Raw genomic sequence first — 15,169 nt, 5'->3', positions numbered from 1 at the left:
TAAAAAGACAAGCCCTTGCTTCTGAGCATTCATTGTTATTTTTCTGTATGTCCATTCTTTGAAAGAGCATTCAAATTCCCTAATTTGTGCTATAATGTTGCTGTTAAAAAGGAGGATATTTCATGGCTCGCGATAACGATACAAGCTCCAACAAAAAGCAACAGAAGAACAAAGCAAAAGCTCCGAAGCGCTCGAAATGGCGCTGGGTCTGGACAACGTTAGGCTGGCTGACCTTGCTCGGATTCGCTGCCGTTCTCTTTGCCGGAGGCGCCGTATTCGGATACGTCTCCTCGATCGTTAAGGATGACCCTGTGCGATCCCGCGCTGATATAGAGGCGAAGATAAATCATAATGAAATGACCGGGTTCGCCTATTTCCGCGACGGTTCAGGGATCGGGCAGCTGCGTTCCGAAGAAGACAGGCGGCCGATCAGCTATAATGAGATTCCTGCTTCCGTCATGGACGCGGTTATTGCCATTGAGGACAACAACTTCGATCATCATATCGGCGTCGATTTCAAAGGAACGATGCGCGCGGTTAAACAAAGACTTCTAAAGGAAGATATTCAAACCGGCGGCAGCACGCTGACTCAGCAGCTGGCCAGACGCGTATTCCTCAATCTGGACAAAACCGACAACCGAAAGGTTAAGGAAATTTTGCTTGCCGTACGTCTGGAGCGCTTTTTATCCAAACCAGAAATCATTACCGCTTATTTGAATAAAGTTCCTTTTGGCAACGGCTCGAATGGATACCAGGTATATGGGATTAAGGCTGCCGCCAAAGGCATTTTTAATATCACCAACCTAAATGAGCTTAATATTGCCCAAACCGCTTATTTGGCGGGCCTGCCTCAGCTCCCTTCCGCCTATTCTGCTTTTAACGGCAAAGGGGAGTTTAATGAAGAGGCATTCGCGCGTGCGATTAAACGGCAGCAGCTCGTGCTGTATCGTATGCTGGAAGAAGGCAAAATTACAAGAGAGCAATATAACGAAGCACTAGCCTTCGACATTAAGGGCTCTTTGGCACAGCAGACGAAGAAGGCATACGAGACTTATCCTTACCTTATGCTGGAAACAGAGCGGCAGGGCGCTCTCGTCATCGCCATGATGAATAACCCGGAAATGAGCAAGGAGGAGCTGCTGAGCAGCCCGCAGCTGCTCGAGGAGGCGCGTCAGCAGCTTCTAACTGGAGGCTACCGCGTATATACGACGATCGACAAGCAAGTATATAACTCCATGCATAAAGTATCCGATAATGCCGACAACTTCAGTCCGTTCAGCGAAAAGAAGGGACTCGAGCAGGTTGCTGCGATTATGCTTGATAATCGGACCGGTGCCATTCTCGGCATGATTGAGGGCAGGGACTTCTATACCGAGCAAATGAACTATGCTACGCAGATGAAAAGACAGCCCGGCTCGACAATGAAACCTATCGCCGCTTACCTGCCGGCCATGGAGCTTGGACTCATTCAACCGGCCAGCATTATCGACGATTCCCCGATTATTCTTCGGGATTACTCGAAGGGCTATCACATTCCGGTGAACGCCAGCGGCGGTTACAAAGGTTTGGTTACAGCCAGAACGGCTCTTAATGAATCGCGGAACGTGCCTGCGGTAAAAGTATTCAACCAAACTGTAGGCATCGAGCAAGCCTGGGAGTTCACCAAGAAGCTCGGCATCACGACCTTGGAGGAAGAGGACTACGGAGCGCAAACCGGTGTGCTCGGCGGCCTTAAATATGGAGTTACCGTCGAGGAACTCACGAATGCCTACAGTACGATCGCCAATGGCGGGGAATTCACCGATGCGTACATGATCGAGAAAATTACCGACTTCAAAGGCAATGTCGTCTATAAGCATCAGGTCGAACCCGAAAGAGTCTTCTCCAAGCAGACGGCATATTTGATGACTGATATGCTCCGTACGGTCATTACCGACGGAACAGCAAAATCTCTGAAAAATGAGTTTAAAAGCTATGGAAAAATACCGATCGTCGGCAAGACCGGCTCCACGCAAAACTATGCGGATGTGTGGTTCATGGGCTATACCCCCGACGTTTCGCTCGGTGTCTGGATTGGCTACAAGGAACCGGTTAATACGCTCTCTACCGCTGGTAAATCGAGAGCCCGCTCCATTTGGGCCAAAGTCATGAACGAGGTTACTGAGAGCAAGCCCGAGCTATTTGAGCAGAAAGCATTTGATAAGCCTGAGGGCATCGTAACTAAAACCGTCTCAGGCTATAGCGGCAAGCTGCCTACGGCGCTTACGCAACAGGCTGGGAAAATGGTAACGGACATCTTTAATGCGAAATATGTGCCTACCGAATCCGATGACGTACTGGTTCGGGCGAAATATGTGACGTATGAAGGCGTGAATTATATTCCGCATGACACGACACCTTCGGATATGGTGCTCGAGAAAGTCGTTATGAAGCGCGAGAAGCCGATCAAGGAGCTGGTGGACGATCTTCAGAAGGCCTTCTCAGGCATGAAGGGCAGCCATAAATCGCTGAGCTTCTACCTGCCTAAGGACGCAGGCGAGGATGCGCCAACCAAGCTCGATCCGCGTGAGGACGATGGAGCGGATCCTTCGGCCCCTGGCAATGTCCACATGACTTCGGCAGGCGGCTCGGCAAAAATCACTTTTGACAGGAATCCTGAGAAGGACATTGTCGGCTACCGCCTCTATCGATCGATAGGCGGGGCGCCTTTCCAGTCTACCGGAAAGGTAGTGCTGACGGGTCAGGAAACCTCGTTTACGGACTCCGGTTCCGACGGCAATTACGCCTACTATATCACGGCTGTAGACGTTGCCGGGCGCGAATCCGCTCCTAGCGCGGTCGTAAGCTTCGACAGTTGGGAAGGGATTCGTAATCCGGATGATCCGAACCAGGAAACATTGCCGGAGCCCGACGTGGAAAATTTAGCACCGCCTAGCACGCCCGCTCAAATCGGAGTGCTGAGCAATGATCAGGAAATTACGGTAACCTGGGGAGCCAACGCTTCCGAGGAGCATATTACTAACTATCAAATCTATTTGTCCGAAACTGCGGATGGAACGTATTCCAAATTGGGTTCTACTCCATCCACACAATTCTCATTTAAAACGGATGCGGCAAGCGGATGGGTTAGAGTAACGGCGATAAATGCGCTTGGCGAATCCTCCCCTTCCACCTCTGTACAGTTTAATAAGTAGCCGCCACAAAAAAGCTTCCATGGAACGCATCGGTTCCGTGGAAGCTTTTTCTATGAAAATAATTTTAGTTATTCTGGCTTGGTAAAGTGTCCAATCACCCGAATGAAAGAATCATATACTGTTCGAGAAGGAGGTGACAGCATGGCAAAAGCTTTTATCTCTCAAGCTACTTTCCCTAGACTCCGCTTGTTTAGGGATGAAAATTTCAGAGGACGTAGATTTGTAGTCCGCGGCAACGTAGGAATACGTAATCTGGATCGAACCTTTGGAGATATCGAGAGCTTACGCTTCTTTTCTCCTAACTCGGGCGCTACCTTAGTTTTGTTCTCTCGCCGAAATTTCCAAGGAAGATTCAGAGTTTTTCGGGGCGTGACTAATATTGCCGATCTGGATGACATTATTTTTGACAATGATCCTGAATCACTTATCAGTTCCAATTCTCGCCTGAGTCTGGAGCAAATCCGAACCATTCGCAGAACAGGCAATCTACCTAACGGTTTTAGATCCATTTAATCTCCTCCCCAGCGATACGGGACGTCCGGCTGTCTGACTTCGATCAGCCGGACGTCCTCCCCTTGGTTTCTCCGAAGCTTATCGCAATGGCCGTTCCAAGGCCAACCGCACTTCGCACCTCAACCGTGCCCCCGTGCGCCTCGGCGATTTCTTTGGCAATCGCCATGCCAAGTCCGCTGCCTGACGATGAACGATCGGTGTCCGTCCCACGATAATACCTTTGGAAAAGATTGTTCCGCGTAGCCTCATTCATTCCTGTCCCGTTATCTTCAAAACAGATGCTGAAGCCCGACTCTGGCTCCAGCTTCACCTGAATCCTTAATCGAGTTCCTTCTGGATTATGCAGCAGGGCATTAATAATAATATTGTCCATCATCCGGCGAAAAGCTGTCGTGTCGACGGAATAATAAACTTCCTCGGGAGAGGGAATCCACTGGCATTCATATCGCGACCAGGTTGGATCCTCCGAAATGCGTGTCACCGCATCCCCTACGACCTCGTTCATGCTCCGGCATTCCAGGTTCAATGCCTCAGCGGCATGTTTAAGGCGATAAAGCAAGTTTAAATCCTGGACAAGACCGTCCATATATTCTGCTTTTTCAACCATGATTGCAGCAAATTCTGCGATCTCCTCTGATTCCCAATCATATTGTCTCGAATGCAGCAACTGAGCATAACCGTATATGGATGCGAGCGGCGTCTTTAAATCATGGGACAGGCCGGCAATCCACTCCTCGCGCATTCGATCGCTCTGCTCTCGTTCAAGCTCATGCCGTTCAAGCTGCTGAGACAATTCCTGAACGGAATAGAGGACTTCAGTATACGCTTTATACCTGCTCTTGAGGCGGCCTGACCGTTTCTTGCTTCGGGGCCTTCCGCGGCGATCCGTTGGCTCCTTGTAATGCCTCTGCGCCAGATGCTGCAGCCAGCGCATCACATGAAGCATCGGCAAACCGATTTTATTCCCCTGCCACAATGCCAATCCGCCGCAAGCGAGCAATAAAATGACCACAAGACTGCCAAAACCGTACACCATCAGCTGACTCTCGCTGTTCACAATAGGCCCGGCAGGGGTCAATCGGATACCTGGAGCAGCATGATACGGGGCATGGATCAGCCAAATCCTCCCGCTTTCCTCCTCGGTTCTCATCTCCAGGCGAACGCCGTAACGTTCGGGGTACTGTAACCTTAGAACAAGCTCCTGCGGCGAATATTGACGAGGTACGCCAGGGGGAAGGCGATAAGATGCAAGCTCTGTCCCCTGCGAAGTAAGAAGCTGAATGCCGGCTCCGTATTCTTCCAGGGCATAGCTGACTTCCTTTGGCCATGCGGCAGCTCCAGAGGCCTGCTCGGCCTCCTTGATCAAGCGCTCAGAATGTGAGCCGCCCAAGGCCAATATGGCCGCCGCTGTATCCAGCGGTTCCTTGACACCATAAAGCAGCGTTACCGTCTCTCCTTCAATCGGGCGTATCAGAATGTATAGGCGATAAGGAAACGGCTCCTGGCGATTAAAATAATTGACCAGCTGGCCAGGCTCATATTTCACGGGAACATCCGAAGGCGTTAAAAACGCGTAAATCGCCTTTCCTTCCTCATTTAATACTTGAAGCCAACCGCCATTATCCTTTACTTGCTTCAGCAGCCTCGGGGAAATATTCGGAGATCCGTCCTCCCGTATCGAATAATTGTCCATGATCGATTCCAGCGCTACGCGCGAGAAGTTCCGCTTTAAATCCAGCTCGGACATTTTTTCTGCGATCCAAAGAAGCATCATTACAATACAAACTGCCGTAATTGCTCCAACGGTCAACCACTGCCTGATGAACATCAGGACAAAGCGCCGGCGCATCGTCACTGCTCTATTCCTCTTCGAACAAGCTTATATCCCAATCCTCGAACAGTAAGCAAAAACTCAGGCTTGGCCGGGTTCCGTTCAATTCGTTCCCGTATGCGGTGAATATGCACCATTACCGTGCTATCATCGTTTATTGCAGATTCGCCCCAAACCCGCTCATAAAGCTCGTCCTTGGGAAATACGCGATTAGGATGACGACATAAAAATAGCAGCAGCTGAAAAACTTGAGCCGGGCAGTCGACGGCATTTCCGTTTACAGTTAACTCTTTGGCGGTTCCATCCACAATAAAGTAACCGAAGTCGTATATTTCTTGAGCCCCCAGCCTCTTCGAGGAGAGAGGGGCCGACAATCCAGCGCTTCTTCTAAGATGAACCTTCAGCCGGGCGATGACCTCGAGAGGATTAAAGGGCTTGACAATATAATCGTCCCCGCCTATCGCAAAGCCGGTCAGCTTATCTAGATCCGTGGATCGAGCCGTTAAAAATAAAATCGGCGCATTCGTCAATTCACGAATAAAAGGGGCGGCCTCGAAGCCGCTTTTTCCGGGCAGCATCACGTCCAATATAATGAGATCGTAAGGCTTGGAGCGGCAAGCTTCGATGGCCTCCTCCGCACTTCCGACCGAATTTACTTCGGTAAAGCCTTCCTTGGCCAGAACCGTCTGCAGCAGTTTGAGAATCGCCTTCTCGTCATCGACCAGCAGGATTTGAGGTTGGCTCATCCTCAGCCCTCCTTGTGCTTGAATATTATTGTGCTCATTGTAGCATATCAAACTTACCTTGGAGCGTCTGGAATCTTAACAGGACCTTAACTAGGCATAATAAATTTAAGCTGCTGTTCATGCTCTGTTTTTTCTTCGTTTAAGTCCGGCGGGTATGATCATAAACAAAGGGTTAAAGAGAGAGCCAAGACATGAAAAGGGAGAGATCGTATGAAAAAAAGACTAATGACCTGCACGGCGGCATTTTTGATTTTTTCAGGATGCGGCTTGCCAGGTCCGCACAATTCACCGGGGTCAACGGGAACCTTAGGCTTACAAAATTCCAGTCCCGAAGAAATCAATTCAACCGCAGATACACTAGGCGACATCAGCCTCCTGCCTGAAGCCCTTCTGAACGAACGTTACGATCAAGTTTATAAAAGCCTTAGCACGAGCTTCCGAAGCCAAGTAACAAAGGAGCAAATCAAGGAGCTGTCGCAATCTTTTTTCGAGACTGGCGATGTATTCAATATTCAGTCCAAGTATGCAATCAACGACATGGTGGACTATGTATGGGTTAATCCGTCCGGCAGCAAAGGAATCTCCGCCATGGCTGATCAGGACGATGTCATATGGGGTCTGCAGATTGTAAATCTATCCGCTTTTCCCGAGACGGACAGTGCTTATACGAAGCAGGAATACAGCCTGCCTTTTAAGGGGAATTGGTTTACCTTCTGGGGCGGAAACAATACGCTGCTTAATTATCACTACGATTATGAAACTCAGCGATACGCTTACGATTTCCTGGTTTTAGAAAATGGTGCCAGCTATACGGGAGATCCGACGAGGAATGAGAGCTTTTATGCTTTTAGCCAGGATGTGCTCGCCCCTGCGGACGGCATTGTCTTGGAGGTCATGAACGATGTAGAGGATAATATTCCCGTTGGCACTATGAACGAGAAGGAGGCTGCCGGCAACTATGTCATTATCGATCATCAGGGAGAATATAGTATTCTCGCTCATTTTAAGAAAGGATCGATTAGCGTACAGGAGGGACAAGAGGTGAAGCGAGGCGAACCGCTTGGAATGACTGGCAATTCCGGAAATTCCAGCGAAGCCCATATTCATTTCCAGGTGTCCGATCAACCGAGCCTTGAACACGGCAAAGCTCTCCGCATAAAATTCAAAAATGGTCTGGATCCGATCAAAGGACAATGGGTTGAAGGGTAATATAGCGAAGAAGACGCCGGAGCTGCACATTCCGGCGTCTTCTTGATTAGAAAAAATGGATTATACCTAAATGATGCTTGTTTAATCCTCTATTGTCGACAAATCTCCTGTCGGAAGATTCAGCTCCCAGGCCTTCAGAACGCGGCGCATGATTTTGCCTGAGCGTGTCTTCGGCAGCTTATCCTTGAATTCGATTTCCCGCGGCGCGGCATGGGCAGACAGCCCTTCCTTCACGAATCGGGCAATATCCGCCTTCAGCTCCTCCGAAGGCTCGTATCCGTCTAGCAGCGAGATGAACGCCTTAATGATTTCGCCCCTCGTCGGGTCAGGTTTGCCGATCACACCGGCTTCTGCCACCGCTGGGTGCTCCAGCAGCTTGCTCTCTACTTCGAACGGGCCAATCCGCTCTCCGGAGGAGTTAATGACGTCATCAATGCGTCCTTGGAACCAGAAGTAGCCGTCTTCGTCCATATAGGCCGTATCACCGGAAATGTACCAACCCGGAATACGGAAATACTCCTCATATTTCGGAGCGTTGTTCCAGATGAGCCGCATCATGGCTGGCCAAGGCGTGCGGATCGCCAGATTTCCCATACGGTTAGGCGGCAGAACCCTGCCGTTATCGTCGATAATCGCAGCTTCGATACCGGGAACCGGCTTACCCATGGAGCCTGGCTTCAGCGGCATCGACGGATAATTACAAATCAATTGTCCGCCCGTTTCCGTCATCCACCATGTATCATGAATTCGCAGCCCGTATACTTTTTTGCCCCAACGCACGACCTCGGGATTCAACGGCTCGCCCACAGAAAGAACATGTCTTAGTGTCGACAGATCATACTGTCCAATAATGTCCTCTCCGGCTCCCATCAGCATCCGGAATGCAGTTGGCGCGCTGTACCAGACAGTTACTTTATTTTGTTGAATCGTGTCATACCAGTCCCCCGGACTGAAACGCCCCCCGCGAACTACATTCGTCACTCCAAGCAGCCAGGGCGCGAATATGCCGTACGAGGTTCCTGTCACCCAGCCGGGATCGGCCGTACACCAGTACTTATCGCCTTCCTTCAAATCCAGCACCACTCTGCCGGTATGGTAATGCTGGATCATCGCGTTATGGACGTGGTAAACGCCTTTGGGCTTCCCGGTGGATCCGGAAGTATAGTGAAGGATCATCCCGTCTTCGCGATCGACCCATTCGATTTCAGTATCTGGAGAAGCCTGTCTCAGCTCGGCCATAAAATCAATCAGCCCTGGTTCCTGCGGAACTTCGCCAACGATGAAGACTTGCTTGAGGGCAGGAAGCTCTTCCCGCTTAACTCGGGGCAGCAAGGCAGCTGTTGTTACGATAGCCACCGCACCGCTGTCCTCCAGCCTGTCTTTTACCGCAGTCTCCATAAACGCTTCAAAGAGCGGTCCGACGACAGCGCCTACCTTAAGCGTGCCAAGCACGCTGATGTAGAGCTCCGGGCTTCTCGGCATAAATACGAAGACACGGTCGCCCTTGCCTATCCCGTAACTGCGGAGTACATTCGCGAATTGGTTCGACAGCGTGCTCAGCTCTTGATACGTGTAGGATTCTTTCCTTGTGGAATCATTGAATAACAGAGCAGTGCGGCTGCCTTTTCCCGCATCCACATGACGGTCGATCGCTTCATAAGCCATGTTGACGCGCCCCGTCTCATACCAGGAAAACTGCTTCTCCACCTCGGCCCAGTCAAATTTAGCACACGCTTCTTCGTAATCCCCTAAATTGGACGAGGGGGCTACCTCCGAAATAATCTCACCTTGCAGTTGACTCATTGTTTCATCCTCCCTTGAATCTGTTCAAAATCATCTTTTAAAAGCAAATTCAAACATGAAAACGGATACACATCGGCGAATTTTGCATTGCGGATCATGGCTAGCAATCTATTGACGTAGTTTGAAGCGTATCCACTTTTTCGTAAGAGCCCGTGTGTAATTTAGTCAAGCAATCGTAAGCAGGATGTCAAGTGTTATTTATGAATGTTTTATGTCGGAATACATTATATCACACGCTTTTGTGGGGGGCTATACTTTTCAAATTTTCATTTTTCTGTTATAAGTGAGGTGAATGAGCAAAGGAGGCGGCGAAAATGGAACATCTTAAAACGCATATCCGCCATACCCTGTCTAAAGGTGATCGCGAGATCATTATCGAAGGCCCGGTCGCTCCAGAGCCTCTGCGGAGCTTCCAGATGCATTCGGAGCTGGACGCTTTCCGCAGACCGAAGGATCAGCATGAAGCATTGATCGAAATCGCAGCTCTCCCGGAAGGCCGAATCATCATCGCAAGGGAGCAGGACACTATTGTCGGCTATGTCACGTTTCATTATCCGGATGAAATGGAACGCTGGTCACAAGGGAACATGCCCGATCTCATCGAGCTGGGAGCCATCGAAGTAGCGAATGACTATCGCTCGCTCGGACTCGGCTCCAAAATGATCAGGACTGCCTTCGAGCAAGAGCAGATGGAACGTTACATTGTGTTTACGACGGAATATTACTGGCATTGGGATTTAAAAAGCAGCGGACTCAGCGTATGGGATTACCGGAAAATGATGGAACGACTTATGAAAACGGTCGACATGGTCTGGTATGCAACCGACGACCCGGAAATTTGCTCTCATCCGGCAAATTGCCTGATGGTTCGAATCGGGAAGAATGTTCCGCTGGAATCTGAAGAGCAGTTCGACCGCATTCGTTTTCAGCAGCGGTTTATGTATTGAATTTGCTCATGCGGATGATGACACAAGAGCAAGGAGAGTGGCGCCCATGACTGGAAGCGCTTTATTGATTCATCACGATAAAGCCATGAATTATCATTTTCACGACAGCCATCCTTTTCACCCGATCCGGCTTAAATTAACGCTCGATCTGCTAACCGAAGCGGGAGCTTTAGAGCCTTCTTCGATGCTCCTTTCGCGCCCGGCAACAGAAGCAGAGCTGCTGCACATTCACCAGCCAGCTTATATCGAGGCCGTCAAAGCGTTGAGCGCAAGCACGCCTGAGCCGACTTGGCTGGGCCGGGCAGAGCAATATGGATTGAAGGATGACGATACGCCTTACTTTCCCGGCATGCATGAGGCTGCTGCCTACGTCGCCGGTGGTTCTATTACGGCTGTCGAGGCGGTCATGTCGGGCCGGTGCGAACATGCCTTGCATTTGGGCGGAGGCCTGCATCACGCTCTCTCCGCCAAAGCAGCGGGCTTCTGCGTCTATAATGACGTTTCGGTAGCTATCGCCTTTGCTCGGCAGCATTATAAGGCGCGGGTACTCTATATCGACACGGATGTGCATCACGGAGACGGAGTGCAGTGGAGCTTCTATTCCGATCCGGAAGTATGTACATATTCCATTCATGAAACCGGCAAATATTTATTCCCGGGAACAGGGTTCGTGCAGGAAAGAGGCGAGCATCAGGGCTATGGGACCAGCGTCAACATTCCTTTGCAGCCTTATACCGAGGATGAATCATGGATGGAATGCTTCGAGCAATCGATCCGGCGCCTGACGGATTATTTCAAGCCTGATCTGATCATCAGCCAGCATGGCTGTGACGCCCACGCGCTTGACCCTCTTTCTCATATGCAGTGCAGCATGGCCATCTACAGCGAGATGCCGGCGATTATTCATAACCTGGCCCATACGTATTGCAACGGTCGCTGGGTTGCCGTAGGCGGCGGCGGATATGACATATGGCGCGTCGTCCCCCGTGCATGGAGCTTGCTTTGGCTGGAAATGACGGATCATCCTTTAAAGCTCTCTCTAAAGCAGCAGCCCCGCACGAAGCTGCCCAAAGCCTGGAGAGACCGATGGCAGGGTCAAAGCTCCGTGTGCCTGCCCAACGAATGGCTTGATGACTTAACACACTGGGAGGGGATACCCCGCAGAGCCGAGATCACGGCAAAAAACCGCGAAAGTCTCGCGGTTGCGCTGCAGGATTTCCCCATAAAACCTTATTAACGGCTCAGGCGAGCCACCATCTCGTTTATTATTTCGAACGAATGACGGGCTGCCAGCACTGTAAATTCGGCAAAATTCACATCAGCCGTCCCGTCTGCCTTATCAGACATCGACCGGAGAATGACATAAGGAATTTGATTCATATGACATACTTGGGCCACTGCGGCCCCTTCCATCTCTACGCAAGCCCCCTCCATCGTCTCGTGGAGCTCGCGCACATAATCATGGTTTGAGATGAATTGATCTCCGGACAGCACTTTACCGACGATAAAGTTGTTGTCCGAACACAGCTTGGAGCAAGCTTCTTCCGCGAGGCGGATCAGCCTCCGATCTGCCGGAAAATTGGAAACGTCCTGATAAGGAATTATTCCACGGGCAAAGCCCAGCGGAGTTACGTCCATATCATGCTGCTGGCACGAAGAGGAAATCACGATATCCCCGATATTGAGCTCAGGATGAACCGCGCCAGCTACTCCTGTAAACAGAATCGTGTCGACTTCAAATCGATCGACCAGCACCTGCGTTGTTGCAGCGGCATTGACTTTGCCGACGCCCGATTTGCAGACGACAACCTCTTTGCCATGGAACAACCCGGTCACGAAGTTGATTCCTGCGAATACAACCGTATTCTGCCGCTCCACCTGCTCCAGCAGTAGAGCTATTTCTTCATTCATGGCACCCATAAGCCCGATCGTTGCAGCCATAATAAGATCTCCTCCTCCTTTTTTCCCCTAAAAAAAGCTCCTATGCAGGAGCTTTTTCCGTATAACCTTTTTCATATATTTGTCTTTAATTTTATTCTCTATCTATAATCAATGATTCAGTTCAGCCGATTATACGTGGCTGACTGACAAACGAAGGATCGTCTCATGCGGCAAAATCACCTTAGAGCTCTCAACGGTCTCTTTCTTCATCAATTTCGTCAACAGACGCATAGCCACCGCACCGAGGTCATACATCGGCTGGGCTACCGTAGTCAACTGCGGACGAACCATCGACGCCATGCGAATATTGTCTACGCTGATGATAGAGAAATCCTCCGGCACTTTCAGGCCTTCATCCTGAATGCTGTGAATCGCTCCAATCGCCATCTCGTCTGTGGCGGCAAAAATGGCCGTCGGGCGCTTCTTAAGACCCAGGAAATATTTCATCGCCTCGACACCGGATTCGTAACGATAGTTGCCGATTCGAACCAGATCCTCCTGGTATTGGATGCCCGCTGTCTCCAATGCCCGTTTGTAGCCCTGGAATCGTGCATAGCCGTTCGCTGGATCCTGCAGGGTTCCGCTGATCATAGCGATCTCACGATGTCCATGGCGAATCAGCGTGCTGACGGCATCAAAGGCAGCGGCCTCATGATCGATATCGACGGACGGAATCGTGCCGTTCTCGTCGCTCGTCGCACACAAAACAACCGGAACAGAGGAGGTTTGGAAAGCCTGCATATGCTCTTCCGTCACTGCTCCGCCCATGAAGAGAAGCCCGTCCACCTGCTTCTCGAGCAGCGTGTTGATGACGCGGATTTCCTTCTCTTTCTTCTTGTCTGCATTACATAAAATAATGTTATAGTGATACATGTTAGCGATGTCTTCAATACCCCGGGCGATTTCTGCGAAAATTGAGTTTGAGATGTCCGGAATGACTACGCCAACCGTAGTCGTCTTCTTGCTCGCAAGACCTCTCGCGACCGCATTCGGACGATATCCTAAACGTTCAATTGCTTCATATACTTTCTTCCGGGTTTGCGGCTTCACATTGGGGTTGTTGTTGACAACCCGCGAAACCGTGGCCATTGAGACGCCTGCTTCACGTGCCACATCATAAATGGTAACCGTCACATTCTTCTCTCCATTGCCAATAGATTTTCACTCATTCATCCCGTAATTTTTCAAGCTCCAATTAGGTTTATGATACGACAAAATTTTACTTTGTGCAATGTTCCAGCTTCAAACAGCTAGAATTCCCTCTAGGGCTTCTGAAGTAATGTCGGAGTGGGAAGTATGCCAAACGGCTTGCTCGTTTTTGACTAGAATGGCTTGAGGGGATTCATGCTTCACTCCAAGACGCTCTGCCGCCGCATTAGAGACGGCCCTGTCTTCAACAACGTATATAACACCATAGGTAACAGCTTCGTTGGGACTATGACTTAAGTATGCTTCCACTTCCCGGTGCGCTCCCGAACTGATGGGACAACGGGTACTATGTTTGAATAACAAAACCGGCCCATGCACTGATTCTTCCATAGCCTGGGAAAGCTCCTCTATAGAAGTTATTCTTTTCAAAGTAGCCATAATATATCCATCCCCTTTTTCCGACAAGACATAGTAAACATACTCAATAGATATCTTAACAAAAAAAAGACAATAAACACAACTCATCTCCGTACTTTTACCTAAATCCGTGCTTAATTTGCCCTTAAAAACTGACTATTATTTACAAAATCAGACATCTGGGACAGTCTCTTGGAAATATCATCCATCCATTCGCCGTCATTCATCTCCTTGGCGCAACCAAACACATCCAGCAGAAGATTAATACGCTCCTTGCACTTCTGCTCGAGAAGCACTTCGAAGGACGGGGATTCCGTCTGGTTCCAGGATCGGAAAATGCTGAACATCACGTCGGCCAATTCGTTGACTTCATTAAAAAGCACGAGCCCCTGCTCCCCGCTGGCCTTCAGCTCCCCCAGCAGAGCAAGCAGATCCGGCTTCACGGCCGGAAGCACCTCATAATGGCTGCATTTCTCGCATTCAAATATCGGTACCCTGTCAATTTCGATAACACCTTCAAAAATAAGCACTCTAAAATCGAGGCTCATTCCTTGCCCGCAATGACACAGCTTGCGCACAGTACCACCTCTTCTTACAAATCATTTTTCATTTTGGCTGCCCGTCGACTCGTTATGTTGCGATGAAAAAATGTAAAATTGGATGATGAATGATGTATTCGACCCTTGGGGGATAATCTCCTTTTTCGAGGATGCAAATGCTTGTTCTTTCCTTGATTGGCAAGGAGTATTTCGTTGGCTTCAGAGCACGGCAATATGAAAAACAACTTTATTTTTGATACAATTAAAATATCGAAAACGATTTTCGTCAAGACCGATTGAAAACAGGAGGCGTCGATATTGAGACTAACTGGTAAAAAAGTTATCGCTTTAGTAGATGAGGAATTTGAGGATTTGGAGCTCTGGTACCCGATTTACCGGGTTCGTGAAGAGGGGGCCGAGGTTCATCTCGTCGGACTGGAGAAAGGCAAAAAATACATCGGCAAGTATGGAGTGCCTGCCGAAGCTGAATACAGCTACGAGGAAATCAATGCCAAAGACTATGACGGCATTCTCGTTCCAGGAGGGTGGGCTCCGGATAAGCTGCGCCGCTATGGCAAGGTGCTTGAAATGATTAAAGAACTTCACGCTGCAAAGAAACCGATTGGGCAAATCTGCCATGCAGGATGGGTTCTGATCTCTGCCGGAATTCTCCAAGGGGTAACGGTAACCTCCACGCCGGGAATCCGCGACGATATGGAAAATGCTGGCGCGACATGGAAGGACGAGCCTGTCGTCGTGGACGGCCACATTATTTCGGCACGACGTCCGCCCGACTTGCCGCCATACGGCAAAGCATTCGTCGACGCCTTGGCCAAGGCTTAATTTATCGCTTTTTATGAGCAAAAAAAGAACCGCAGAA

Annotated in this window: 13 protein-coding genes; 6 read left to right on the top strand and 7 right to left on the bottom strand. The window is 49.8% G+C overall.

Annotated features, from left to right (window positions below; all coding sequences use genetic code 11):
• Window positions 1–122: 122 nt before the first annotated feature.
• Window positions 123–3,194, top strand: a complete 3,072-nt coding sequence (locus ACE3MQ_RS08300; RefSeq protein ID WP_379392136.1) for a transglycosylase domain-containing protein — start codon at window positions 123–125, stop codon at window positions 3,192–3,194.
• Window positions 3,195–3,335: 141 nt separating this feature from the next.
• Window positions 3,336–3,707, top strand: coding sequence for a hypothetical protein (locus ACE3MQ_RS08295; protein ID WP_379392135.1), 372 nt, complete (start codon window positions 3,336–3,338; stop codon window positions 3,705–3,707).
• 43 nt (window positions 3,708–3,750) lie between these two features.
• Here the strand turns inward: ACE3MQ_RS08295 and ACE3MQ_RS08290 are convergent, their stop codons facing one another.
• Window positions 3,751–5,556 carry a sensor histidine kinase gene (locus tag ACE3MQ_RS08290; RefSeq protein WP_379392469.1) on the bottom strand — a complete coding sequence of 602 codons (1,806 nt, stop codon included), beginning with the start codon at window positions 5,554–5,556 and terminating at the stop codon, window positions 3,751–3,753.
• 2 nt (window positions 5,557–5,558) lie between these two features.
• A complete protein-coding gene (locus ACE3MQ_RS08285) occupies window positions 5,559–6,284 on the bottom strand; it encodes a response regulator transcription factor (protein WP_379392134.1) in 726 nt (241 codons plus the stop codon).
• 210 nt (window positions 6,285–6,494) lie between these two features.
• Here ACE3MQ_RS08285 and ACE3MQ_RS08280 point away from each other — a divergent pair, with 210 nt between their 5' ends.
• Window positions 6,495–7,493, top strand: coding sequence for a M23 family metallopeptidase (locus tag ACE3MQ_RS08280; protein WP_379392133.1), 999 nt, complete (start codon window positions 6,495–6,497; stop codon window positions 7,491–7,493).
• Window positions 7,494–7,574: 81 nt separating this feature from the next.
• Here ACE3MQ_RS08280 and acsA read toward each other — a convergent pair whose 3' ends face one another.
• On the bottom strand, window positions 7,575–9,296 hold the full coding sequence (acsA, locus tag ACE3MQ_RS08275) for an acetate--CoA ligase (RefSeq protein ID WP_379392132.1): 1,722 nt from the start codon (window positions 9,294–9,296) through the stop codon (window positions 7,575–7,577).
• 314 nt (window positions 9,297–9,610) lie between these two features.
• Here acsA and ACE3MQ_RS08270 point away from each other — a divergent pair, with 314 nt between their 5' ends.
• Entirely contained in the window at window positions 9,611–10,243 is a 633-nt protein-coding gene (locus tag ACE3MQ_RS08270; RefSeq protein ID WP_379392131.1) for a GNAT family N-acetyltransferase, read from the top strand.
• A 46-nt stretch (window positions 10,244–10,289) separates the two neighbouring features.
• Window positions 10,290–11,480: an acetoin utilization protein AcuC gene (locus tag ACE3MQ_RS08265; RefSeq protein WP_379392130.1), complete on the top strand. Its 1,191-nt coding sequence runs from the start codon at window positions 10,290–10,292 to the stop codon at window positions 11,478–11,480.
• Here the strand turns inward: ACE3MQ_RS08265 and ACE3MQ_RS08260 are convergent.
• The 4 genes from ACE3MQ_RS08260 to ACE3MQ_RS08245 all read right to left on the bottom strand — a co-directional run bounded on the left by ACE3MQ_RS08260 (window position 11,477) and on the right by ACE3MQ_RS08245 (window position 14,328).
• Window positions 11,477–12,184, bottom strand: coding sequence for a 5'-methylthioadenosine/adenosylhomocysteine nucleosidase (locus tag ACE3MQ_RS08260; protein WP_379392129.1), 708 nt, complete (start codon window positions 12,182–12,184; stop codon window positions 11,477–11,479). The genes ACE3MQ_RS08265 and ACE3MQ_RS08260 overlap by 4 nt on opposite strands.
• A gap of 129 nt (window positions 12,185–12,313) precedes the next feature.
• Complete coding sequence (gene ccpA / locus ACE3MQ_RS08255) at window positions 12,314–13,318, bottom strand: catabolite control protein A (RefSeq protein WP_055107543.1); 1,005 nt, start codon at window positions 13,316–13,318, stop codon at window positions 12,314–12,316.
• Window positions 13,319–13,426: 108 nt separating this feature from the next.
• Window positions 13,427–13,771 (bottom strand): bacillithiol system redox-active protein YtxJ, encoded by a 345-nt coding sequence (gene ytxJ, locus ACE3MQ_RS08250; RefSeq protein ID WP_379392128.1) that lies wholly within the window; start codon window positions 13,769–13,771, stop codon window positions 13,427–13,429.
• A 113-nt stretch (window positions 13,772–13,884) separates the two neighbouring features.
• Window positions 13,885–14,328, bottom strand: a complete 444-nt coding sequence (locus ACE3MQ_RS08245) for a hypothetical protein (protein ID WP_379392127.1) — start codon at window positions 14,326–14,328, stop codon at window positions 13,885–13,887.
• Window positions 14,329–14,604: 276 nt separating this feature from the next.
• Here ACE3MQ_RS08245 and ACE3MQ_RS08240 point away from each other — a divergent pair, with 276 nt between their 5' ends.
• Window positions 14,605–15,132: a type 1 glutamine amidotransferase domain-containing protein gene (locus ACE3MQ_RS08240; RefSeq protein WP_379392468.1), complete on the top strand. Its 528-nt coding sequence runs from the start codon at window positions 14,605–14,607 to the stop codon at window positions 15,130–15,132.
• The last annotated feature ends 37 nt before the right edge of the window (window positions 15,133–15,169 follow it).

Source organism: Paenibacillus lentus (assembly GCF_042714055.1).
GTDB classification, from domain to species: domain Bacteria; phylum Bacillota; class Bacilli; order Paenibacillales; family Paenibacillaceae; genus Fontibacillus; species Fontibacillus lentus_A.
The sequence above is the reverse complement of the archived record's forward strand: the minus strand, read 5'-3'. Positions and strand labels throughout refer to the sequence as shown.